This is a genomic window from Streptomyces apricus, assembly GCF_008369065.1.
Taxonomy (GTDB): domain Bacteria; phylum Actinomycetota; class Actinomycetes; order Streptomycetales; family Streptomycetaceae; genus Streptomyces; species Streptomyces apricus.
Window position 1 is genome coordinate 269198 of record NZ_VDFC01000023.1, and the last position, 20537, is coordinate 289734.

Consider the following 20537-nt stretch of genomic DNA (forward strand, 5'->3'; position numbering starts at 1 on the left):
GCCTGGGCGAACTCGGGGCCCTGGGGCTCCTCGGGCGCCTGCGGGAACAGTGAACCGTCGGCGAGCAGCGGGGCCTGCCCCCAGTCCGGCACCGGAACGGCCGCCGGGACCGGCACGGCCTCGGGCACCTGGGCGATCCCGGCCGACTGCTCGGAGGTCGGCTGCTCGGAAGCCGGCTGCTCGAAGGCCGCCTGCTCAGGAGTCATCTGCCCGTGGACCACCTGCTCGGAGGCCGCCTGCTCGGACGCCTCCTGTCCGGGGACCGGCTCCTCGGAGGCCGGCTGCCCGGCAACCGCCTGCCCGGAGTCGGCCTGTTCGGGAGCCGCCTGCTCGGCGGTCGGGTACCCGGGAACCGGCTGCTCGGAAGTCGGCTGCTCGCCGACCGCCTGCGCGTCTTCCGGCTGCGGGGGCACGAACGCGAGGCCGGGGCCCTGCGCGGGCTCCGGCACCTGCCCGGCGGCCTCGGCCGGGTCCACGGCGGCCTGGGCCTGCGCGGTGTCGGTGACCTGGGCGTCGGCGCCCGGTGCGGCGCCGCCCGCCTGGACGGCGTCCGGGACCTGGGCCTGCGCGCCCTCGGCGAACTGCCCCTGCGCGGGGTCGGGAACCTGCGCCTGCGCGGCGACCGGGAACGGAGCGGCGCCCGGCGCGTCCTGCGGCTGCGGAGCCCCGTCCGGCTGCTCCGCCACCGCTACGGGAACCTCGGCCGGAGCCGGGACCGGAGCGGGCACCTGTACCGACCCGGTGTCCGCCGGACCGTCCGGATGCGTACCCGCGCCCTGCGGAAAGACCGTTTCTGCGGCCGCCCCCTCGGGGCCGACCTGTGCCACCGGCGGGGCAACCCGCACCTGCGTCTGAACCTGGGCCTGGGCCTGCGCCTGGGCTCCCCAGGGCGCCGCCCCCTGCGGCGCGGCCTCGTCACGCGGCACGTCGAGGTACTCGGGTCCGGCCGGGGCCGGCGCCGCCTGCCGTACGGGGAACGCGGAGGGCGCCCCCGCCGGGCCGCGGTCGGCCAGCGAGCGCACCGGGCTGCCCGCGCCGTCCGGGATCGGCGGGCCGAGGTGCAGCGGGCGGCGCGCGACGGGCGGCTGCGGGGCGGACGACGACATCCGGACGGCGCTGAGGTCGACCGAACCGCTGTCGCGGCCCGCCGTCTCGTGCGGACCGGGTTCGTGGACGGCCTCGACGACCGGCGCCGGGGCCGGCGGGGCCACCTCGTTGCCCCACGCACCCTGGGCGCCCGGCAGCAGCAGGTCTTCGTCTTCGGCGGTGGATCCGGAGAGGTAGGTGTACGCACCGGGGGCGGGGACGCCCGGCTGCTCCACCATGCCTGCGTTCTCCGGCAGCCCCTCGCCCGGGACCTGGCCGGTGTCGGTCATGCGTACCCCTCGCCCATCGGTTTAGTGCCTCTACGACCTGCTCGTCCGGGACGGCGCACCGACCGCCCGTCATGAGAACGAGCACACGGGCCGGGCGGCACGAACGACCGGTCGACAAAGCCATTAACTGGCATTGTCGCGGTCGGCCCGCCACCGCGACAGGGTGATCCGTCACGGCCCGCTGTGGACTGCGCCACTTTGCGCATCCTCCGGTTCCGCTGTACCACACACACCTCGAAATGGGTGAGTTTCGCGGACATTGACCGGCGACTTACCGGACAACCCGATTGCAGTACAACGATCGGCCAGCCTACCGCGCGCGGTATGACAACCGGATCACAGGGCGCTGCTGGACCATGATCGGCACGGCCTCGGCCGGTGCCGTGTGCCGCACCCAGGCGCGCACCTCAGCGGGGTGATTCGCGCCGTTCGAGCTGCCCCGAGAGCAGGAAGGCGACGCTCCGCTCCTTCTCCGTCCAGGCACGGGTGTCCAGTTCGACGGATTGCAGGAGGGCGCACTCGACCCGGTAGCCGTGCTCCGTCAGGTCCCTGCCGATGAGCTCGGCGGCGTCGCGGGTCGCGGCGTGCGTGACGATCCGCTCGGGGCGCCGGTCGGCGACGGCGGAGACCACCGCGGCGCCGCCGCCCCCGACCCGTACGACGTCCGGTTCGGGGAGGTCCTCCAGGACGTGCGGCGCGGTGCCGTGGGTGATCTGGACCTGGACCCCGAAGCGGCGGGCGGTGGCCATGGTGCGGGCGCAGGCGTCCGCGTCCCGGTCGACGGCGATGACGGCGGCGCCGCAGCGCGCGGCCTCCGTGGCGAAGGCGCCGCTGCCGGAGCCGATGTCCCAGACCAGGTCGCCGGTGCGCGGCCCGAGGCGGGCGAGCTGGGCGGCGCGCAGCACCTCGGTCTCGCCCTCGCCCAGTGCACCGCCGTACGTCTCGCCGGGCAGCGCCCAGCCGCGCGGGCCGGTGCCGGGGTCGCGTCCGGCGATCCAGCCGCCGTCCTCGGAGGAGGTGACGGGGCCGCCCATGACGATGACGACGTTCGGGTCGCGCCAGGTGTGGTCGGCGACCTTGTCGGAGGTGAGGACCGACACCCGTTCGCGTTCGGTGCCGAGCTCCTCGCAGATGACGAAGGTGCGGTGGACCCCTTCGAGGAGCAGGCCCAGTTCGGCGGGACCGGCTCCGGGCGAGGTGAGGACGGCGACCTTGTGGTGGGCCCGGCACACGTTCACCGCGCGGCGCAGGGTGCGCCGGTGGGCGACGACCACCTGGGCGTCGTCCCAGGGCATCCCGGCGCGGGAGAAGGCGGCGGCCACCGACGAGACGGCGGGGACGACCTCGACCTCCAGGCCGTACTCGGGGGCGCGCAGGGTGCGGACGACCCCGAAGAAGGCCGGATCGCCGTCGGCGAGGACCACGGCCGTGCCGCGGTGGGCGGTGACGCGGCGGGCGGCGAGGGCGACGCTGCCGAGCCGGATGCGCTCGGCGGCCGGCGGCACCTCGGGCAGGTCCAGGTGGTGTACCGCGCCCGCCACCAGGGTGGCGGCGCCGAGGGCGGAGCGTGCCGCCTCGGTCAGCGGGGAGCCGTCCCAGCCGATCACCGTGACCCGGTCGGCCATCGTTGTCAGTCTCCTGGAGTCATCGCAGGTCGTCGGATGGGGGTGCGGCCGCCAGGCAGGCGTGCGGAGCCCCGTGAGCGTACCCCGTGACGTCCGGGCACGTCGGCGCGGGMGCGGGTGGGGCCGGGCCGCGGCGGTCCGGTTCCCGTCGGTTCAGGGCGGCTCCGGCCGGTTGCGGTCAGTTCCAGTCGGAGTACGAGGTGAAGCCGCCGGTGTCGGCGAGTTGTTCGGCGATGCCCTCGATGTCCTCGGGGAGCAGGCCCCACACGATGAAGTCGGTGCGCAGATCCTCCCAGCGGCCGTCCTCGGTGCGGGTGCGCGCTATGCAGGCGCCGCGCAGGACGCCCTCGCTGATACAGCCGATCTTCTGCGCGACCTGCTGGGAGGCGGTGTTGTCCGCCGCGGTGCGCAGTTCGAGGCGCTCGAACTTCTGGTCGTTGAACAGCCATTGGGCGGTGGCCAGCGACGCCTCCGACGCGTAGCCCTCGCCGCGCGCCCAGGGGGCGATGATGTACGAGAGCTCCGTGGAGCGGACATGCCAATCCGTGTTGCCCAGCCGGATGATGCCGACCAGGCGGTGGGTGAGGAACTCGGTGACGGCGAGGTGGAGTCCGCGGCCCGAGGTGCGCGCGGCGGGCGCCTCCTCGTCGATCCAGGTGCGGGCGGCGGCCTCGGTGAAGGGCTGCGGGACGGACGTCCAGGCCGCGACCTGCTCGTCGTTCATCATCTCCGTGAAGGCGGGGACGTCCTCGTCCTCAAGAGGGCGCAGCACCAACCGCTCCGTGTTCAGGGAGATGTCGGGGAAGGTGTTCGTCATGCGCCGCTCCGTAACCATCAGGGACCGTCGGGCCAGCTGAACTGCCCAGCATGCAGCATGCGGGCCCCGAACTGCACCACGGAGCCGGCTCCTTGTCGACGAGTCGACACCGTGATGCGGATCGGGCGGTGGGGACACCCGTCAGCCGGAGGTGACGGGGAGCACCGATCCCTGGTACTTGTCCTCGATGAACTTCCGCACCTCGTCGGAGGTCAGGAGCTTCGCGAGCTTCTTCACCCGCGGATCGTCCTCGTCGCCCTTCTTCACGGCGAGGAGGTTCGCGTACGGGTTGTCCTCGGCGGACTCCAGCAGAACGGCGTCGGTGGCCGGGCTGAGGCCCGCGTCCTGGGCGTAGTTGTTGTTGATGACCGCGGCGGCCACGTCGTCCAGGGAGCGCGGCAGCTGCGCCGGTTCGAGCTCCTTGAACCTGAGGTTCTTCGGGTTCTTCGCGATGTCCGCCGGGGACGCGGTCGTGCCGGCGCCCTCCTTGAGGGTGATGACGCCCTCGGCGGCGAGGAGCTTGAGGGCGCGGCCCTCGTTGGTGGTGTCGTTGGGCACCGCGACGGTGGCTCCGTCGGGGAGCCCGCCGACGTCCTGGACCTTCTTGGAGTACACGCCCATGGGCGGCAGGTACGCGTCCACGACCGGGACCAGGTCGGTGCCCTTGGACTTGTTGAAGTCGTCCAGGTAGGGCTCGTTCTGGTAGAGGTTCGCGTCGAGCGAGCCCTCCTGGAGCGCGGTGTTCGGCAGGACGTAGTCCGTGAACTCCTTGATCTCCAGGTCGAGTCCGTTCTTCGCGGCGAGGTTCTCCTTGATGTAGGCGAGGACCTCGCCGGCAGGCACCGCCGTGGCGCCGACGACGAGCGTGCCGCCGTCACCCCCGCCGCCGGAGTCCTCGTCCTGCGTGCCGCACCCGGTCAGGGCGAGGCCGAGGGCCAGTGCGGCCGCGGCGGCGGAGATGACAGGCTTGCGCATCGTCGGTCTTCCTCAGGTGTGCGGAGCGGGGAACGGCTCGGGACAGCGCGTCAGAAGGACGCGATGACGGAGCCCGCGTACTTGTCCTCGATGAACTTCTTGACCTCGGGGGAGGTCAGGAGCTTCGCGAGCTTCTTGACGCGCGGGTCGTCCTCGTTGCCCTCCTTGACGGCGAGGAAGTTGCCGTACGGGTTGTCGTCGGCGGACTCCAGGACGAGGGCGTCGTCGGCGGGCTTGAGGTCCGACTCGATGGCGTAGTTGCCGTTGATCACCGCGGCGTCGACGTCTTCGAGGGAGCGCGGGGTCTGGGCCGCCTCCAGCTCCTTGAACTTGAGGTTCTTCGGGTTCTTCGCGATGTCCTTGGGGGTCGCGTCGTTGCCCGCGCCGTCCTTGAGCGTGATGATCCCGTTGGCGTCCAGCAGCTTGAGCGCGCGCGCCTCGTTGACCGTGTCGTTCGGGACGGCGACCGTCGCGCCGCTCTTGAGCTCGTCCGCCTTCTTCACCTTGCTGGAGTAGAGGCCCAGCGGCTCCAGGTGCACCGTGACGACGGGCACGATGTGGGTGCCGTTCTTCTTGTTGAAGTCGTCGAGGTACGGCTGGTTCTGGAAGTAGTTGGCGCCCACGGAGCCGTCCTCGGTCGCGGTGTTCGGCAGGACGTAGTCGGTGAACTCCTTGACCTGGAGGTCGAGTCCCGCGTCCTTGGCGAGGTTGTCCTTCACGTAGGTGAGGATCTCGGCGTGCGGGACGGGGCTGGCCGCGACGATCAGGGGGCCGTTCTTGCCGGAGCCGGACCCGGAGTCGGAGTCCTTGTCCGAGCCGCAGGCCGTCAGGCCCAGGGTGAGGGCTCCGGCGGCGAGGACGGCGGTGGTGAGCTTTGCGGTGTTACGCACGAAAAGTGCCTTTCCATCAGGGCTGGGCGTCCCGCGAAGGGTGTGCGGGGACATCTGTGGGTGGGGTGGGGACCCGTGAAGGGGCCGTCCGGAGCCTCAGGCGACCTTGCCGACGTCGGCGGCGGGCGCCTCGGCCCGGCCGTCCGCGGGACCGGTGCCGCCGGACGCCGGGGAACCGGAGTTCACCGGGGCCCTGCTCCTCAGCAGCCTGAGCCGCGGCGCGGCACCTGCCTGGCCGCCGCGCCGGTGCAGCCCCCGCGCGGCGTAGTCGCCGGCGAACTGGATGAGGGAGATGACCACGGCGAGGATGCCCACGGTGATCCACATCAGCTCGGTCTCGAAGCGCTGGTAGCCGTAGCGGATGGCGATGTCGCCGAGGCCGCCCGCGCCGACGGTGCCGGCCATGGCGGAGTAGCCGATGAGGGCGACGATCGTGGTGGTGGTGCTGGAGATCAGCGACGGCAGCGACTCGGGGACGAGCACCTTGCGCACGACGGTCCAGGTGTTGCCGCCCATCGACTGCACGGCCTCGACGAGGCCGCCGTCCACCTCACGGACGGCCGTCTCGACCAGGCGTGCGAAGAACGGGATCGCGCCGATCGCGAGCGGCACGATGGCGGCCTCACGGCCGATGGTGGTGCCGGTGATGGAGCGGGTGAAGCCCATCAGCGCGACCATCAGGATGATGAACGGCATGGAGCGGGCGATGTTCACGATCTGCCCGATGACCTTGTTCAGCACGGTGTTCTGCAGCAGGCCGCCCCGGTCGGTGAGGACCAGCAGGATGCCCAGCGGCAGACCGCCGACGACGGCTATGACCGTCGACCAGCCGACCATGTAGAGGGTGTCCCGACACGCCTGCTCCAGCAGCGGCTGCATCTCGGACCAGGTCACTTGGCACCTTCCTTCGCCGACGCGGACGCCTGGGCCGCCGGCCCGACGAGTTCGAGCTGCAGGCCCTGCTCGCGCAGGAAGCCGATCGGCACGACGTTGTCCTCGTAGCGTCCGGGCAGCTCGATGCGCATCCGGCCGACCTGGAGGCCCCCGACGGTGTCCATCGCGGCGCCGAGGATCGAGATGTCGATGTTGTAAGTGCGCGAGAGCTGCGAGATGACGGGCCGGGTCGCGGCGTCGCCCTGGAAGGTGACGTCGATGACGGTGCGCTCCTCGGAGGAGGCGTCGCCGCTCACCGGGAAGAGCGCGGAGGCCAGCTCCGAGCCGGGGGTGGCGAGCAGTTCGCCGACGGTGCCGGACTCGACGACGCGCCCGTTCTCCATGAGGGCGGCCGAGTCGCAGACGGTCTTGACGACGTCCATCTCGTGCGTGATGAGCAGGACGGTCAGGCCGAGCCGGCGGTTGAGGTCGCGCAGCAGGTGGAGGATCGAGCGGGTCGTCTCGGGGTCCAGGGCGCTGGTCGCCTCGTCCGACAGGAGCACCTTCGGGTCCCCGGCCAGGGCGCGGGCGATGCCGACGCGCTGCTTCTGGCCGCCGGAGAGCTGGGCGGGGTAGGCGTTCGCCCGGTCGGCGAGGCCGACCAGGTCGAGCAGTTCCAGCGCCTTGCGGGAGCGCTCCTTGCCGGACTTGCCGAGGATCTCCAGGGGCAGCTCGACGTTGTCCTGGACCGTCCGCGAGGACAGCAGGTTGAAGTGCTGGAAGACCATGCCGATGTGGCTGCGCGCCTTGCGCAGCTCCTTGCCCGCCCGCGGGCCGCGCCCGGCGAGGGCGGTGAGGTCCTGGCCGGCGACGGTCACGGTGCCGGAGGTGGGCCGCTCCAGGAGGTTCACGCAGCGGATGAGGGAGGACTTGCCGGCGCCGGACTGGCCGATGACGCCGTACACCTCTCCCTCACGGACGTGCAGATCGACGCCGTCCAGGGCGGTGATCTCACGGCCGCGCGAGCGGTAGACCTTCGTGAGGCCTGTTGTCGTGATCACTGGGGTTTCCGTCACTGTCGAGTGCAGGGCGTGGGTGTGCGCCGGACACGGGTGCATTCGGTCGAACGCGGCACGGTCGTTCACGCGGTGGCGTCGCGGCCGGGCTTTCGGCAGAACGGCGTGCGCGGGGCAGGCTCGGCCGCGTACGAACGGGGCGTACGGGCGGGCACGAGCGGACTCGCTTCGGGGCGCGAGGCAGGGGTGGTGCGGGGGCCCTCTAGAAGGCGCACATTCGACACATACAGCGAGCACCGGGCGTCATGGTCGCCTCGGTCGCAAGGATGCGGCTGCTCGTCGTGGTCATGAGGGAAGTAAAGCAGATGGGCGCACGGAACCGGGAACCGCTGTCCGCATGACGGACAGCGATGGACACAGCCCGGCGCCCGTCCGGCGGCCGCTCAGTCCTCGACGGAGATCTCCACTCCCGCGTCCGTGACCAGCACGGACACGGCCGAGAGGTCCTCGACCACGAGGTCCGCGTCCGGTCCCGTCAGCTCGGCGGCCCGGTGGGTTGTGGTCAAGGCCACGGTGGTCATGCCGGCCGCGCGGCCCGCCCGCAGCCCCGCGGGGGCGTCCTCGAAGACGACGCAGCGGGCGGGGTCCACGCCGAGGAGCCGGGCGGCGAGCAGGAACGGCTCGGGGTCGGGCTTGCCGCGCGTGATGTCGTCGGCGGCGACCAGGTTCTTCGGGTGGACGCCGACCTCGCCGAGGCGGGCCTCGGCGAGGCGCCGCGTGGCGGAGGMGACGACGGCCCAGCGGTCGGCGGGCAGCGCGTCGAGGAGCGCCCGCGTCCCCGGCAGCAGGTGCACGCCGCCGGCGACGTCCTCGACCTCCAGCCGCTCGATGCGGGCGACGGCCTCGGGGACCCGGGCGGCGGGCAGCAGGTCGGCGGCTATCTCGGCGGCCGGACGGCCGTGCAGCTCGACGCGGGCGAACCGCTCGGCGGTGATCCCGTACTCCGCGGCCCACCTGCTCCAGCACCGGTGCACCGACTCCAGGGAGGAGACGAGCGTTCCGTCGTTGTCGAACAGCAGGGCTTCGGCTCGGATCTTCATGCCCCCGACCCTACGGGGCACGCCGGGGGCGGACGCACCAGGCCTTTTGGCCCGTAATAAGGTCGCCGCATGCTTGTTGCCCTGACGGTCGCGACCGCCGTCGCCGCGCTCGCGCTCGCCGCCTGGTGCGGCTGGGCCGCCTACCGGGACCAGCCGACGAAGGACTGGCACTTCATCGGCATGGCCGTGGTGACGCTGCTCGCGCTCGTCCAGCTCGTGGTCGGTGTCGTGCAGCTGGCCCGCGGCGAGAAGCCGGAGCAGGGCACGACGATCTTCGTGTCCTACTTGATCGGCGCCTTCGCGTGCGTCCCGGCGGCGGGCTTCATGTCACTGGCGGAGCGCACGCGCTGGGGTTCGATCACGGTCGCGGCGGGCGGCGTGGTCCTCGCCGTGCTGCAGGTGCGGCTCTACGACATCTGGGGAGGCTGAGATGGCGGTGCCCGCCGGGGAGAAGCCCGGGAAGGCCGGGCGGACGCGGCTCATCCGCGGTCCGGGCCTGCTGCTGGTCTGGCTGTACGGCGTGATGGTCGTCGGCGCCGTGTCGCGCTCGGCCGTGCAGATCGCGACCGAGTTCGACAAGGCGCCGCTCGCCTACTCGCTGTCGGCGGTGGCCGGGCTCGTGTACGGGTTCATCACCTACTCGCTGGTGCGGGGCGGCGAGCGGGCCCGCAGGGCGGCGCTGGTGTGCTGCGCCGCCGAGCTCGCGGGCGTCCTGGTCGTCGGCACCTGGACCCTGGTGGACCCGTCCGCCTTCCCCGACGCGACGGTCTGGTCCGACTACGGCATGGGCTACCTGTTCATCCCGGTCCTGCTCCCGGTCACAGCGATGTTCTGGCTACGCAGGAGCAGAACCGCCCCCTGAGGGCGCAGCCCTTCAGGGGCGCGGGGAACTGCGCGACCAGCCACAACGGACCCGCAGACACTCACGGCGGGTCCGCAAAGCGCTAGGCGCTGGTCACAAAGGCGCCGACATCCGCGCTCTTCGCCAGCGTCACGAGACTGAGCCGCTCGTCGACCCGCTCGGTCGACACCGGCTCGTACCCGTGCTTGCGGTACAGCCGCAGGTTCCGGTCGCTGCGGTGCCCGGTGAAGAGCTGGAAGCTCTTGGCGCCCGCGGTGGCGGCCAGCCGCGCCTCGACGGCGTCGAGGAGCCGCCCGCCCAGCCCGTGCCGCTGCATCCGCGGGTGCACGATCAGCTTGTCGATCCGGGCCGTGCCATCCGTGTCCACGGCGCCGCGCACCGAGGCCACCACCTCGTCGCCGAGCCGGGCCACCAGCACCGTGCTGTCCGCCAGCTCCGCCTTGAGGGAGTCCAGCGACTGGGTGAGGGGCTCGATGCTGTAGTCGCCGTACAGCGCGGCCTCGCTCTGGTAGCAGAGGAACTGCAGTTTGAGGATCTGTTCGGCGTCCTGTTCGGTCGCCGCCGAGATGGTCACGCTCATGCCCATGTGTGCATGCCTCCCGCTCACCTGTTCCGCCGGTTGTCCCTCACTCCTATCCCCGCGGTTCACTCGCCGCAACCTCCGGTGTGAGCATTCGGCGCAGACATCCCAGGCATCTGGAACGTTCCGGACCGAGACTGCCCTGTGAGATACCCAACTCCCCCGCGATCTCCCGGTAGGTGAGGTCCCTGGGGGACAGCAGGGCCGCCACGAGGCGCGGGCAGCGGCCCGGCAGCCGGCGTACGGCGGAGTGCAGGGTCCGGCGCCGGGCGGCGCCGAGCGCCAGCTGCTCGGGCCCGGGCCGGCCGTCGTCGGCGGGCTCGGACGCGTACGGCCGTTCGATGCGGGCGAGGCCCGCGGCGCGGCGCGCCTCGGAGCGGACGGCGCCGCGCAGCCAGGCGGCCGGGTCGGCGGGCGGGCCGTCCGTGCCCAGGCGCTCCAGGAACCGCACCCAGACGGCCTGTTCCAGGTCGCCGGCTTCGGCTCCGGAGGCGTACGCCTCGGCCGAGGCCTCGGCGGCGAGCAGGGGGCGCAGCGCGGCAACCATGTCGTGGGTCATGTGCGGCACGACGCGGCCGCCCCGGCGCGAGGTTGCCGGGACGGCCGTGCGTCACCCGACCGGGGCCGGAGCTACGGGTGTTGACGCGTGGCGCGCGGGCGGGGTCAGCCCTTGAGGAACTCCTCGCGGGCCAGGACGCCGGTGTCCGGGTTGTCGGTGAAGACGCCGTCGATGCCGGTCGCGAAGTACGTCCTGAAGGCGCCGAAGGCGTCGCCGTAGGCGTCCGCGTCGGTGCCCCTGCGGAAGTTCGCGGGCAGGAAGGGGTTCTCGTTGCGCATCGTGTACGGGTGCAGGATCAGGCCGGCCTTGTGCGCGTCCCGTACGAGGGTGGTCGGCGTGGTGAGGTTGCCGCTCGCGTCCTTCGGGATGACCAGGTCGAGGGTCGGCCCGATGCCCTGCGCGTACGAGGCGATCTCCTTGAGGCCGGCCGGCTTCACCAGGTCGGCGACCGTACGGGGGTCGCCCGTCTCCACGAAGTCCCAGGGGCGGGTGTTCGCGGCGGACAGGAGCACCACGAGCGGGTTGTCCACCAGCTCGTCCAGGCGCTCCACGCTGGTCGGCTCGAAGGACTGGAGGATGACGGGCGCGTTCTTCCCGTCCAGGCCGTGCCTGCGCAGCACCCTGGCGACCCGCTCCTCCAGGCCGAGGCCCAGCTTGCGGAAGTAGGTGGGGTGCTTGAGCTCGGGGTAGATCCACACCTGCCTGCCGCGCTTGCGGCTCTGCTCCTCCCGCCAGCGCAGCACCTCCTCGAAGGTGGGGATCTCGAAGTGGCCGTCGTAGAGCGTGTTGTGCGGGCGGTTGGCCGGGATGCGCTCCTTGGCGCGCAGGGTCTTCAGCTCGGCGAGGGTGAAGTCCTCGGTGAACCAGCCGGTCGTGGAGACGCCGTCGAGGAGCTTGGTGGTCCGGCGGTCCGCGAACTCGGGGTGCGCGGCGACGTCCGTCGTCCCGCCGATCTCGGGCTCGTGGCGGCAGACCAGGTGGCCGTCCTTGGTGGGTACGAGGTCGCCCGCCTCGACGACGTGCGCGCCCATGTCGAGGGCGAACTGGTAGGAGGCGAGCGTGTGCTCCGGGCGGTAGCCGCTGGCCCCGCGGTGGCCGACGATCGTCGGCTTCGGCAGGCTCCGGTAGCCACCGCCGCCGCTGCCGTGCCGCTCGTCGGCTCTCGCCGTGGCCGGCAGGCCGAGGACGGCACCGCCGGCGCCGAGGACCGCGGCTCCGAGCAGTGCGCGCCGTCCCGGGGCGGACCCGGCCGTGCCCTCGCCGGGGCCCTGCGTGCCGTGTGTGCCGTGTGTGCCCTGCGTGCTCATGAACGCTCCTCCGCATACTGCCCTGCACCTGTCAAAGCGGGACTGATCGTAGGTGGGGGCGGGTAACCGGTGGGAGACCTCGGACGGAACACGTGGGTGACGGTGGGTGTCGTACGGGGTGGGGACGCCGGGGCGCGGTCGGCGGCCGGCGGGGCCCGGGAGGGTCCGCGGATGCCGACTTCGTCACACGCACCCGTACAGGTGACAGCGGTGTGACATCGCGCCACCCCAGGTAAACAGGGGTCAACGCGGCGTATCCACCCGGTGAACCCGATGTGCGAGACCCCCGCACCCGCGAGTATCGTCCTCACCTGCACAGACATATAACCCACACCTTGACACCGGAGGGCCCGTTGTCCCGCTTCGCGCTCATCAAGGCAGTGCTCGGACCGATCATGCGCCTGATGTTCCGCCCACGGGTGGAGGGTGCGGAGCGCATCCCGGGCACGGGCCCGGTCATCCTGGCCGGCAACCACCTGACCTTCATCGACTCGATGATCATGCCGCTCTTCTGCGACCGGCAGGTCTTCTTCATCGGCAAGGACGAGTACGTCACCGGCAAGGGCCTCAAGGGCCGGCTGATGGCCTGGTTCTTCACCGGCTGCGGCATGATCCCGGTCGACCGGGACGGCGGACGCGGCGGTGTCGCGGCGCTGATGACGGGCCGTCGGGTGCTGGAGGAGGGCAAGGTCTTCAGCATCTACCCCGAGGGCACCCGCTCCCCCGACGGCCGGCTCTACCGCGGCCGTACCGGTATCGCGCGGCTGGCGCTGATGACCGGCGCGCCCGTGGTCCCGTTCGCCATCATCGGTACGGACAAGATCCAGCCCGGCGGCTCCGGGTTCCCCCGCCCCGGACGGGTCACCGTCCGCTTCGGCGAGGCCATGGAGTTCTCGCGGTACGAGGGCATGGACCGTGACCGGTACGTGCTGCGGGCCGTGACGGACTCGGTGATGGCCGAGGTCATGCGGCTGTCCGGGCAGGAGTACGTGGACATGTACGCCACGAAGGCCAAGGCCGCCTAGCCCCGCTCTCCCCCGCTCCCACCGCCTGGTGGTGGCACGGGCCCGGCGGTCGCGACCGCCGGGCCAGCCGGTCAGTCCTCGACCGCCGGGCCGGCCGGTCAGTCCTGCTCGGCAGGCTTACCGGGCTTCTTCCGCTGCGCCTTCTCCGCCTTCTCCGCGGCCTTCTTCGCTTCCTTCTCCGCCTTCTTCAGCCGGCCCGGCGGCCGGTTCGGGTCCTTGGTGGCCGCGTCGTCCCGCGCGACCGCGGTGAGCGCGTCCGTCCCGCTCGGCACGGGTGGTGCCGTCCGCGTCGCACCGCCGGCGGTCGCGGGGTCCGTGCCGCGGGGATCGGGGCCGGCGCTGCGCCCCGCGGTGTCGGAGAGCGTCCCGACGGAGGCGCCGCGGTCCGAGGGCGACACGGTGGGGGGCACCGCGGCCGCCTCGTCCCCGGCGCCGTCGCGCTCGGCGGAGTCCGTCCGCACCGAGGGGGAACCGGTGGCGCGGGTCGCGTTGCGCTCGTCGCCCCGGGGGGCGGAGTCGTCGGTGACGGCGAACGCGGTCGCCATGACGACGGCGAGCGCCGCGGTCGCGCCGACCACGAGGGTGCGGCCCCGCGCGGGCACGTCGTGGGAGGCGGCCCGATCCGCGAAGGACGAGTGCCTCAGGTGCGTGCGGCCGGCGGTCGTCCGCGGCGGTTCCTGTAGTCCCTGCGGTTCCCGTGGTCCCTGCGGTTCGCGGGGAGCGACGGGGACCGGGGCGGCTTCCCGCGCGAGGGTCTCCGGTCCGGCGGCAGCGGCCGACGCCGCCAGGATCCGGGCGCACGCGTGGGCGGTCGGACGGGACTGCTCGTCCGGTGCCGTCATGTCCCGCAGCAGGGCGGCCAGGTCCTCCGGCAGGGAGCTGGGGACGACGGGCTGACGGTGCAGCCGTGCGATGGCGGCCTCCAGGGGGCCGCCGTCGTACTCCAGCCGGCCAGTGATGCACTCCAGCAGCACCAGGCCGAGGGCGTAGACGTCGGCGGGCCGGCCCACGGGGCGGCCGAGCACCTGCTCGGGTGAGAGGTAGGCGGCGGTGCCGACGAGCGTGCCGGTGAGGGTGCGGGTGGTGGCGTCGAGCAGCCGGGAGATGCCGAAGTCGGTCAGGTAGGGGCGGCGGGCACCGTCCAGGAGGATGTTGGACGGCTTGACGTCCCGGTGGACGATCCCGCCGTCGTGCGCGTGCGCCAGGGCCCGGGCCAGACCGGCGCCGATCGCGGCGGTCGCGGCGGGCGACAGCGGGCCCCGGGCGATGAGGTTCCTCAGGGTGGTTCCCTCGACGAGCTGCATGACCAGAAAGGCACGTCCGTCGTGCTGGCCCGCGTCGTAGGCGCTGACGAGGTTGGGGTGGTCGAGCCGGGCCAGTATCTTGGCCTCGCCGTGCAGGGTCGCCTCGCTGTCGAACCCGGTGCCGGTCCGGAAGACCTTGACCGCGACCGGTCGTCCCAGCCGCAGGTCGAACCCACGGTGGACGTCCGCCGCGCCGCCCGAGCCCAGGGGGCCGTCCAGGCGGTAGCGCCCGCTCAGTATCTCGGCGGAGGACCGGGAGGTCCTGACCCGAGCCGACTCACGAAGCCTCATTCCCACTCCCACACTCCCACTGCGTCAAGGGACGAACGCCCCTGCCGAGCCGGGACCGATACGCCGCGCAGGCGGGTACCCGGGAAGACCGGACCTACCCCCTGCCGCGCGGGCGGGGGCGGCGCGGCCAGGGCCGGGACCGGCACCGCGACCGCCGTGTCCCCCCGGACGGGCCCGGAACCGCGCGCCCGGCAGCTCTTGTCAGGAGTTCCAGGAGGGCTACAGCTTACGGCCCTTCAGGAGCACCCACGCCGCCGCCGACGCGGCCAGCAGGACCGCGGCGCCGAGGCCCGCCGCCAGGGCGACGCCGTCGACGAAGGCGGTGCGCGCCGCGTCCAGGAGGGGCCCGGGGTCGGGCAGGGCCGAGGACGCCTCCACCGCTCCGCCGAGGGAGTCGTGGGCCGCGTCGGCGACGTCGGGCGGGGTGCCCGCGGGGGCCGTGAAGCCCGCGTAGACCCCCGTGACGACCGAGCCCAGCAGCGCGATGCCGAGGGCGGCCCCCAGCTCGTACGCCGTCTCGGAGACCGCGGACGCGGCGCCCGCCTGCTCCTTGGGCACGCCAGAGAGGATCACGTCGGCGGTCACGGTGAAGGAGAAGCCCGCGCCGACGCCCACGACCAGCAGGGCCGCGCCGAGCAGCGGGTAGCCGGTGGTCCGGTCCAGCAGCGTCAGCGCGCCCAGGCCGAGGCCGATCGCGGCCAGGCCGCCGGAGACGACGGCCCGCACCGAGAACCGCCGCGCGAGGGTTCCGGCGACCAGGCCGGCCGCCACCGCGCCCACCGCCGCGGGCAGTTCGGCGAGTCCGGCCTCCAGCGGCCCGCGGCCCTGGACGAGTTGCAGGTACTGGGAGAGGAAGAAGACCACGCCCGCCAGACCGAGGATGGTCAGCAGGTCGGCCAGCACCGCTCCGGAGAAGCCGCGGTCGCGGAACAGCCGCATGTTCAGGAGCGGGACGGGGAGGGTGAGCTGACGGCGTACGAATCCGTACAGGGCGGCGGCGCCGAGCAGGGCCACCGCGCCCGCCGTCAGGTTCGGGCCGTGCGAGGCGGCCTCCTTGACGGCGTACACGACAGCGACCATGCCGACCAGGGAGAGCGCCACGCTGGTGAGGTCCCAGGGACCGGGCTCGGGGTTGCGGGACTCGGGCAGCAGCTTCACGCCGACCAGGACGAGGACGGCCATCACGGGGAGGTTGATCAGGAAGACCGAGCCCCACCAGAAGTGTTCGAGCAGGAAGCCGCCGACGACCGGGCCGACCGCCGTGCCGGCCGAGGCGGTGGCGCCCCAGATGCCGATGGCGAGGCTGCGTTCGCGCGGGTCGTGGAAGAGGTTGCGGATCAGCGCCAGGGTGGCGGGCATCAGCGTGGCGCCGGCGACACCGAGCAGCGCCCGCGCCACGATCATCAGTTCGGGCGTGGTCGCGTAGGCGTTGAGGACGGACACGAGGCCGAACGCCACCGAGCCGAGGAGCAGCAGCTTCTTGCGGCCCACGCGGTCGCCGAGGCTGCCCATGGAGACGAGCAGGCCGGCGATGACGAACGAGTAGACGTCACCGATCCACAGCAGCTGCGTGCCAGAGGGCTTCAGGTCCTCGCTGATGTACGGGGTCGCGAGACCGAGGACGGTCGCGTCGACGGCCACCAGCAGCACGGCGAGGACGAGGACGGACAGCGCGAGCCAGCGGCCCGGCCGCCGCTGCGCCTGCGCTCCCGGCTCCGCCCCGGACGCCTGCCGCACCGTGCCGTTCATGATTCCTCTCTCCGTAGTGCGCCGCCGAGCAGCAGCTCGACGATCATGTACTGGAAGTCCTTGGCCGCCACCCGGCCCTCGCTCACGGCCCACGCCCCCGAGGCGAAGAGCCCGTAGAGGGCCTCGGTGAGCCAGGCCGGCGTCAGGTCGATGCGGAACTCGCCGCTCTGCTGGCCGCGCCGGAACAGCGCGGCGATGCGGGTGTCGATCCGGGCCCAGCCCGCGTTCTGCTCCTCGCCCTCGAAGAGCTGGTTCTCGGTGTAGAGGAAGGCGAGCAGACCGGCGGCGCCCTCGAACTCGCGCACCAGGCGGTGGACGGCCTCGCGGGCGGTGCCGTCGTCGAGCCGGGCCGCGTCCAGCGCGGCCTCGCACTCCTGGATGCCGAGCTCTTCGAGCGCCCGTACGAGGGCGTCGCGGCCGGCGAACTGGCGGTGCAGCGTCGCCCGGCTGATCCCGGCCGCCTTGGCGACCTCGTCCATGGTGGCGGTGGATCTGCGGGTCAGCAGGGCCGCTGCACTGCGCAGCACGTGTTCACGATCGACAGCCATGAGACGAGCATAAGCCATATGAGACGCTCATGTCTCACCAGAGGCATGCGGGGCTCACCGAAGGCGGGGCTGGCGCTCGGCGTGGCTCTCTCACTGCTCGGCGCCGCCGGGATCGCCGAGGCCGCGCCCGCCCGCGGCGACGGCCGCGCGGTGACCGTGCAGGCCAACAGCAACCTGCGCGACAGCAACGTGTGGATGTGGGGCGGCAACGTGAACGTGGGCGCCGACCCTGCCCCCGGCATTCCCGTCTGCTGACCGGACCGCTCCGCCGGGTCCCGGCGCGATGCGCGCCCTGTGCGCTCCCTAGTGCCAGGGCAGTTGGGCGCGTCGGGCCCAGTACGCCTCCGGCTCCTCGGCCAGGGCGTCGAGACCGGCCGTCTGCTCGTCGTCGAGGTCGACCACCGCCGCGTGCAGGTTGGATGCGAGCTGGTGGACGGTGGCGGCGCCGGACAGGACGACACCCGCCCAGGGCCGGCGCAGCACGTAGGCGAGGGCGACCGCGTCGGCGCCGAGGCCCGCCTCCTCGGCGAGGGCGCGCACGGGGGCCGGTGCGTGCGCACCGGCGAGCCGGCCGTTCGCCATGCCCTCCTTGACGATCACGGTGAGCCCGGCGTCGTGCGCCTCGGCGAGCGCGGGCCCCGCGGAGGTGTCCAGGACGTTGTACGTGGCCTGGACGGTCCGGAAGAGGGGCTCCGAGCCGACGGTCACGGCGAGCGCGGCGCGGATCGCGTCGGCCTGGGCGGGACCGCTGGTGGAGAAGCCGACGGTCAGCCCCTGCGCGGCCGCATCGGCCAGCGCGGCGTGCAGTTCCTTGTCGATGAGGGCCGGGCTCTGCGGGGTCACCGAGTGGATCTGGTAGAGGTCCAGGCGGTCGCCGAGCAGTGCGGCGCTCTCGGCGCGCTGGCGCTCGTACGTGGCGAGGCCGTGGTCCTTGGTCTCGTGGACCTCGGCGTCGGTGCGCCAGTCGGCGGTGTAGGTGTAGCCCCACTTGCTGCCGACGACGATGTCGTCGACGCCGGGGCGGGCCGTCAGCCAGTCGGCCAGGAACTCCTCCGAGCGGCCGTACGAGCGGGCGGCGTCGAAGTAGCGCACACCCTGGGCGTAGGCGGCGTCGAGGAGTTCGTGGGTGCGGGTGCGCAGCGCGTCCGCGCCGCGGTCCTCTCCGAGGTCGCGGTCGCGGCCGAGGTTGATGTAGCCGGGGCGGCCGACCGCGGCGAGGCCGAGGCCCAGGTGGCAGGTGGGGGTCGTCGCTGTCGCCAGGTGTGGCTGATCGCGCAGTTCCCCGCGCCCCTGAAAGACCAGGGGCGCGGGGAACTGCGCGGCCGGCCCCCACCAACCCGCACCTTCCGACGCGCCGGGGCTACTTCCGGGTCTTGGCTGTGGCTGATCGCGCAGTTCCCCGCGCCCCTGAAAGACCAGGGGCGCGGGGAACTGCGCGGCCGGCCCCCACCAACCCGCACCTTCCGACGCGCCGGGGCTACTTCCGGGTCTTGGCGGATGCCCAGGCGTGCTGGTTCGCCACGTTCGACTTGACCTCCGCCAGTTGGACCGCGACCGCGGCCGGCGCCGTGCCGCCTCGGCCGTCGCGCGACGCGAGCGCACCCGGCACGTTCAGGACCGACCGCACCTCGGGCGTCAGGTGCTCCGAGATCTTCGCGAACTGCTCGTCCGTGAGCCCGTCGAGCTCGACCTCGTCGGCCTCGGCTGCCTTCACGCACTCGCCCGCCACCTCGTGCGCGACCCGGAACGGCACCCCCTGCTTGACCAGCCACTCGGCGATGTCGGTGGCGAGCGAGAACCCGGCCGGGGCCAGCTCCTCCATCCGCTCGCGGTTGACGGTCAGCGTGGCCATCATCCCGGTGAGGGCCGGCAGCAGGACCTCCAGCTGGTCGCAGGAGTCGAAGACCGGCTCCTTGTCCTCCTGGAGGTCGCGGTTGTAGGCGAGGGGCAGCGCCTTGAGCGTGGCCAGCAGACCGGTGAGGTTGCCGATCAGGCGCCCGCTCTTGCCGCGCGCCAGCTCCGCGATGTCCGGGTTCTTCTTCTGCGGCATGATCGAGGAGCCGGTGGAGAAGGCGTCGTGCAGGGTCACGAAGGAGAACTCCTTCGTGTTCCAGATGATGACCTCCTCCGCGATCCGGGAGAGGTTGACCCCGATCATCGCGGTGATGAAGGCGAACTCGGCGGCGAAGTCGCGGGAGGCCGTGCCGTCGATGGAGTTGCCGACGCTGCCGTGCTCGAAGCCGAGGTCCTTGGCGACCGCCTCCGGGTCGAGGCCGAGGCTGCTGCCCGCGAGCGCGCCGGAGCCGTACGGCGAGACCGCGGTCCGCTCGTCCCACTGCCGCAGGCGCTCGGCGTCCCGGGACAGGGCCTGCGCGTGGGCCAGGACGTGGTGGGCGAACAGCACGGGCTGGGCGTGCTGCAGGTGCGTACGGCCGGGCATCGCGACGTCCGGGTGGGCCTCGGCGAGGCCGACCAGCGCGTCCTGGAGGTCGGCGATCAGGCCGCCGATGATCCGGGCGTGGTCGCGCAGGTACATCCGGAAGAGCGTGGCCACCTGGTCGTTGCGCGAGCGGCCGGCCCGCAGCTTGCCGCCGAGGTCGGGACCGAGCTGCTCCAGCAGGCCGCGCTCCAGGGCGGTGTGGACGTCCTCGTCGGCGACGGTGCCGACGAAGGAGCCGTCCGCGACGGCGGCCTCCAGCCGGTCGAGGCCCGCGAGCATACGGGTCAGCTCGTCGTCGTCGAGGAGGTGCGCCTTGTGCAGCACGCGCGCGTGGGCCCGTGAGCCGGCGATGTCGTAGGGGGCCAGCCGCCAGTCGAAGTGGACGGACGCGGACAGCTTCGCCAGGGCCTCGGCGGGACCGTCGGCGAACCGGCCGCCCCAGAGCCGTACGTCACCGCTGTTGCTGCTCACTGGCTGCACTCCTCAGAACGGGTGGAAAGAGGGCGCCCCGGGAGGGGCGCGGGGAACTGCGCGATCGGCCCACGGCGGCCCGCACCGCACACGGCCGCCTGCCGAACCTCGTCGCGGCACACTCACCGCCATGCATGATTATGCAAACCTTCGCATGATTCGTCAATCCGGTGGGTCCCGGCGACGAAATCCCACTCCCGTTGAACGCGGGAAACCGCTTACCCGTATTCCACCCCGAACGCCGGCGCCGTGTCTGTACACCCACCCCTGACCCAAGCGAGGCATCCCCATGTCCAGGGCTCTTCCGAAGTACAACAAGCGCCGCGTGGCGATCGTCGGCGGTGTCGCCGCGGTGGCGCTGTCCGGAGCGGTGATCGCAGGTTCCGCCCTCGCCGGGGAGACGTCCGACGACGGCGAGGGGACGGCGGCCTCGCCGGGCACGATCAGCTGCCCCGCGGTCCAGGGCAGCCTCCCCGCGATCCCGGCCTCCGCCCAGGCCGAGGTCACGAACAACCTGGCGCWGCTSGACACCCAGATCGCCGAGGCCAACAAGCGRCTCGTCGACACCGTCGGCCAGGGCGGCCCCAACTTCGTGCAGAACGCCATCCTCGGCCCCYTGGAGGACAAGCGCGTCGCCRYSCTSAACCGCATCGAGACCGCCATCGGYCGCGCCGCCGAGAAGCCCGARGGMCTGGARGARCTCGCGCCCTGCACRCTGAACGCCGACGG

19 protein-coding genes and 2 pseudogenes are annotated in these 20537 nt (G+C 72.7%); 5 read left to right on the forward strand and 16 right to left on the reverse strand.

What is annotated here, in order from left to right; all coding sequences use genetic code 11:
- From FGF04_RS39960 to FGF04_RS08585, 8 genes and pseudogenes are all read right to left on the reverse strand, one after another.
- Positions 1-1376: pseudogene (locus FGF04_RS39960) on the reverse strand (nicotinate-nucleotide--dimethylbenzimidazole phosphoribosyltransferase); the annotation flags it as partial.
- 407 nt (positions 1377-1783) lie between these two features.
- Positions 1784-3001 carry a precorrin-6y C5,15-methyltransferase (decarboxylating) subunit CbiE gene (gene cbiE / locus FGF04_RS08555; RefSeq protein ID WP_149510625.1) on the reverse strand — a complete coding sequence of 406 codons (1218 nt, stop codon included), beginning with the start codon at positions 2999-3001 and terminating at the stop codon, positions 1784-1786.
- Positions 3002-3179: 178 nt separating this feature from the next.
- A complete protein-coding gene (locus FGF04_RS08560; RefSeq protein WP_149510626.1) occupies positions 3180-3818 on the reverse strand; it encodes a GNAT family N-acetyltransferase in 639 nt (212 codons plus the stop codon).
- 141 nt (positions 3819-3959) lie between these two features.
- On the reverse strand, positions 3960-4793 hold the full coding sequence (locus FGF04_RS08565) for a MetQ/NlpA family ABC transporter substrate-binding protein (protein WP_149510627.1): 834 nt from the start codon (positions 4791-4793) through the stop codon (positions 3960-3962).
- A gap of 50 nt (positions 4794-4843) precedes the next feature.
- Positions 4844-5683, reverse strand: a complete 840-nt coding sequence (locus tag FGF04_RS08570; RefSeq protein WP_149510628.1) for a MetQ/NlpA family ABC transporter substrate-binding protein — start codon at positions 5681-5683, stop codon at positions 4844-4846.
- A 96-nt stretch (positions 5684-5779) separates the two neighbouring features.
- The gene (locus tag FGF04_RS08575; protein ID WP_188113994.1) at positions 5780-6577 is read right to left on the reverse strand and encodes a methionine ABC transporter permease; all 798 of its coding nucleotides are present in this window, start codon (positions 6575-6577) and stop codon (positions 5780-5782) included.
- Positions 6574-7674: a methionine ABC transporter ATP-binding protein gene (locus FGF04_RS08580; protein ID WP_149510629.1), complete on the reverse strand. Its 1101-nt coding sequence runs from the start codon at positions 7672-7674 to the stop codon at positions 6574-6576. Before FGF04_RS08580 ends, FGF04_RS08575 begins: the two co-directional genes overlap by 4 nt.
- A 341-nt stretch (positions 7675-8015) precedes the next feature.
- The gene (locus tag FGF04_RS08585) at positions 8016-8672 is read right to left on the reverse strand and encodes an HAD family hydrolase (protein ID WP_149510630.1); all 657 of its coding nucleotides are present in this window, start codon (positions 8670-8672) and stop codon (positions 8016-8018) included.
- 69 nt (positions 8673-8741) lie between these two features.
- On the opposite strand from FGF04_RS08585, the gene FGF04_RS08590 reads away from it, so the two are divergent.
- Both FGF04_RS08590 and FGF04_RS08595 read left to right on the forward strand, forming a co-directional pair.
- Positions 8742-9101, forward strand: a complete 360-nt coding sequence (locus FGF04_RS08590; protein ID WP_149510631.1) for a hypothetical protein — start codon at positions 8742-8744, stop codon at positions 9099-9101.
- A 1-nt stretch (position 9102) separates the two neighbouring features.
- Positions 9103-9534, forward strand: a complete 432-nt coding sequence (locus FGF04_RS08595; RefSeq protein WP_149510632.1) for a hypothetical protein — start codon at positions 9103-9105, stop codon at positions 9532-9534.
- Positions 9535-9616: 82 nt separating this feature from the next.
- On the opposite strand, the gene FGF04_RS08600 is transcribed toward FGF04_RS08595, so the two are convergent.
- From FGF04_RS08600 to FGF04_RS08610, 3 genes are all read right to left on the reverse strand, one after another.
- Entirely contained in the window at positions 9617-10120 is a 504-nt protein-coding gene (locus FGF04_RS08600; RefSeq protein ID WP_149510633.1) for a GNAT family N-acetyltransferase, read from the reverse strand.
- Between the two features lie 46 nt (positions 10121-10166).
- Entirely contained in the window at positions 10167-10673 is a 507-nt protein-coding gene (locus FGF04_RS08605; protein ID WP_149510634.1) for a sigma-70 family RNA polymerase sigma factor, read from the reverse strand.
- Between the two features lie 104 nt (positions 10674-10777).
- Positions 10778-11980, reverse strand: coding sequence for a glycerophosphodiester phosphodiesterase (locus FGF04_RS08610; RefSeq protein WP_149510635.1), 1203 nt, complete (start codon positions 11978-11980; stop codon positions 10778-10780).
- Between the two features lie 335 nt (positions 11981-12315).
- Here FGF04_RS08610 and FGF04_RS08615 point away from each other — a divergent pair, with 335 nt between their 5' ends.
- Complete coding sequence (locus FGF04_RS08615; protein ID WP_149510636.1) at positions 12316-13005, forward strand: lysophospholipid acyltransferase family protein; 690 nt, start codon at positions 12316-12318, stop codon at positions 13003-13005.
- 98 nt (positions 13006-13103) lie between these two features.
- On the opposite strand, the gene FGF04_RS08620 is transcribed toward FGF04_RS08615, so the two are convergent.
- The 3 genes from FGF04_RS08620 to FGF04_RS08630 all read right to left on the reverse strand — a co-directional run bounded on the left by FGF04_RS08620 (position 13104) and on the right by FGF04_RS08630 (position 16897).
- Positions 13104-14600 carry a serine/threonine-protein kinase gene (locus FGF04_RS08620; RefSeq protein WP_149510637.1) on the reverse strand — a complete coding sequence of 499 codons (1497 nt, stop codon included), beginning with the start codon at positions 14598-14600 and terminating at the stop codon, positions 13104-13106.
- Positions 14601-14819: 219 nt separating this feature from the next.
- On the reverse strand, positions 14820-16349 hold the full coding sequence (locus FGF04_RS08625; RefSeq protein WP_149510638.1) for an MFS transporter: 1530 nt from the start codon (positions 16347-16349) through the stop codon (positions 14820-14822).
- On the reverse strand, positions 16346-16897 hold the full coding sequence (locus FGF04_RS08630; RefSeq protein WP_188113996.1) for a TetR/AcrR family transcriptional regulator: 552 nt from the start codon (positions 16895-16897) through the stop codon (positions 16346-16348). Before FGF04_RS08630 ends, FGF04_RS08625 begins: the two co-directional genes overlap by 4 nt.
- A 45-nt stretch (positions 16898-16942) precedes the next feature.
- Here FGF04_RS08630 and FGF04_RS08635 point away from each other — a divergent pair, with 45 nt between their 5' ends.
- Positions 16943-17152: a hypothetical protein gene (locus FGF04_RS08635; protein WP_149510640.1), complete on the forward strand. Its 210-nt coding sequence runs from the start codon at positions 16943-16945 to the stop codon at positions 17150-17152.
- A 48-nt stretch (positions 17153-17200) separates the two neighbouring features.
- Here the strand turns inward: FGF04_RS08635 and FGF04_RS08640 are convergent, their stop codons facing one another.
- Positions 17201-18157 carry an aldo/keto reductase gene (locus tag FGF04_RS08640; protein WP_188114002.1) on the reverse strand — a complete coding sequence of 319 codons (957 nt, stop codon included), beginning with the start codon at positions 18155-18157 and terminating at the stop codon, positions 17201-17203.
- Between the two features lie 217 nt (positions 18158-18374).
- Positions 18375-19808 carry an argininosuccinate lyase gene (gene argH / locus FGF04_RS08645; RefSeq protein ID WP_149510641.1) on the reverse strand — a complete coding sequence of 478 codons (1434 nt, stop codon included), beginning with the start codon at positions 19806-19808 and terminating at the stop codon, positions 18375-18377.
- Between the two features lie 289 nt (positions 19809-20097).
- Here argH and FGF04_RS08650 point away from each other — a divergent pair.
- Positions 20098-20537: pseudogene (locus tag FGF04_RS08650) on the forward strand (hypothetical protein); the annotation flags it as partial.

Coding starts and splice junctions, on each gene's coding strand:
- FGF04_RS08605 (WP_149510634.1), bottom strand. CDS start 10,673: ATGACCCACGACATGGTTGCCGCGCTGCGCCCCCTGCTCGCCGCCGAG.
- FGF04_RS08590 (WP_149510631.1), top strand. CDS start 8,742: ATGCTTGTTGCCCTGACGGTCGCGACCGCCGTCGCCGCGCTCGCGCTC.
- FGF04_RS08625 (WP_149510638.1), bottom strand. CDS start 16,349: ATGAACGGCACGGTGCGGCAGGCGTCCGGGGCGGAGCCGGGAGCGCAG.
- FGF04_RS08630 (WP_188113996.1), bottom strand. CDS start 16,897: ATGGCTGTCGATCGTGAACACGTGCTGCGCAGTGCAGCGGCCCTGCTG.
- FGF04_RS08620 (WP_149510637.1), bottom strand. CDS start 14,600: ATGAGGCTTCGTGAGTCGGCTCGGGTCAGGACCTCCCGGTCCTCCGCC.
- FGF04_RS08560 (WP_149510626.1), bottom strand. CDS start 3,818: ATGACGAACACCTTCCCCGACATCTCCCTGAACACGGAGCGGTTGGTG.
- FGF04_RS08580 (WP_149510629.1), bottom strand. CDS start 7,674: ATGCACCCGTGTCCGGCGCACACCCACGCCCTGCACTCGACAGTGACG.
- FGF04_RS08635 (WP_149510640.1), top strand. CDS start 16,943: ATGCGGGGCTCACCGAAGGCGGGGCTGGCGCTCGGCGTGGCTCTCTCA.
- FGF04_RS08610 (WP_149510635.1), bottom strand. CDS start 11,980: ATGAGCACGCAGGGCACACACGGCACACACGGCACGCAGGGCCCCGGC.
- cbiE (WP_149510625.1), bottom strand. CDS start 3,001: ATGGCCGACCGGGTCACGGTGATCGGCTGGGACGGCTCCCCGCTGACC.
- FGF04_RS08565 (WP_149510627.1), bottom strand. CDS start 4,793: ATGCGCAAGCCTGTCATCTCCGCCGCCGCGGCCGCACTGGCCCTCGGC.
- FGF04_RS08600 (WP_149510633.1), bottom strand. CDS start 10,120: ATGGGCATGAGCGTGACCATCTCGGCGGCGACCGAACAGGACGCCGAA.
- FGF04_RS08595 (WP_149510632.1), top strand. CDS start 9,103: ATGGCGGTGCCCGCCGGGGAGAAGCCCGGGAAGGCCGGGCGGACGCGG.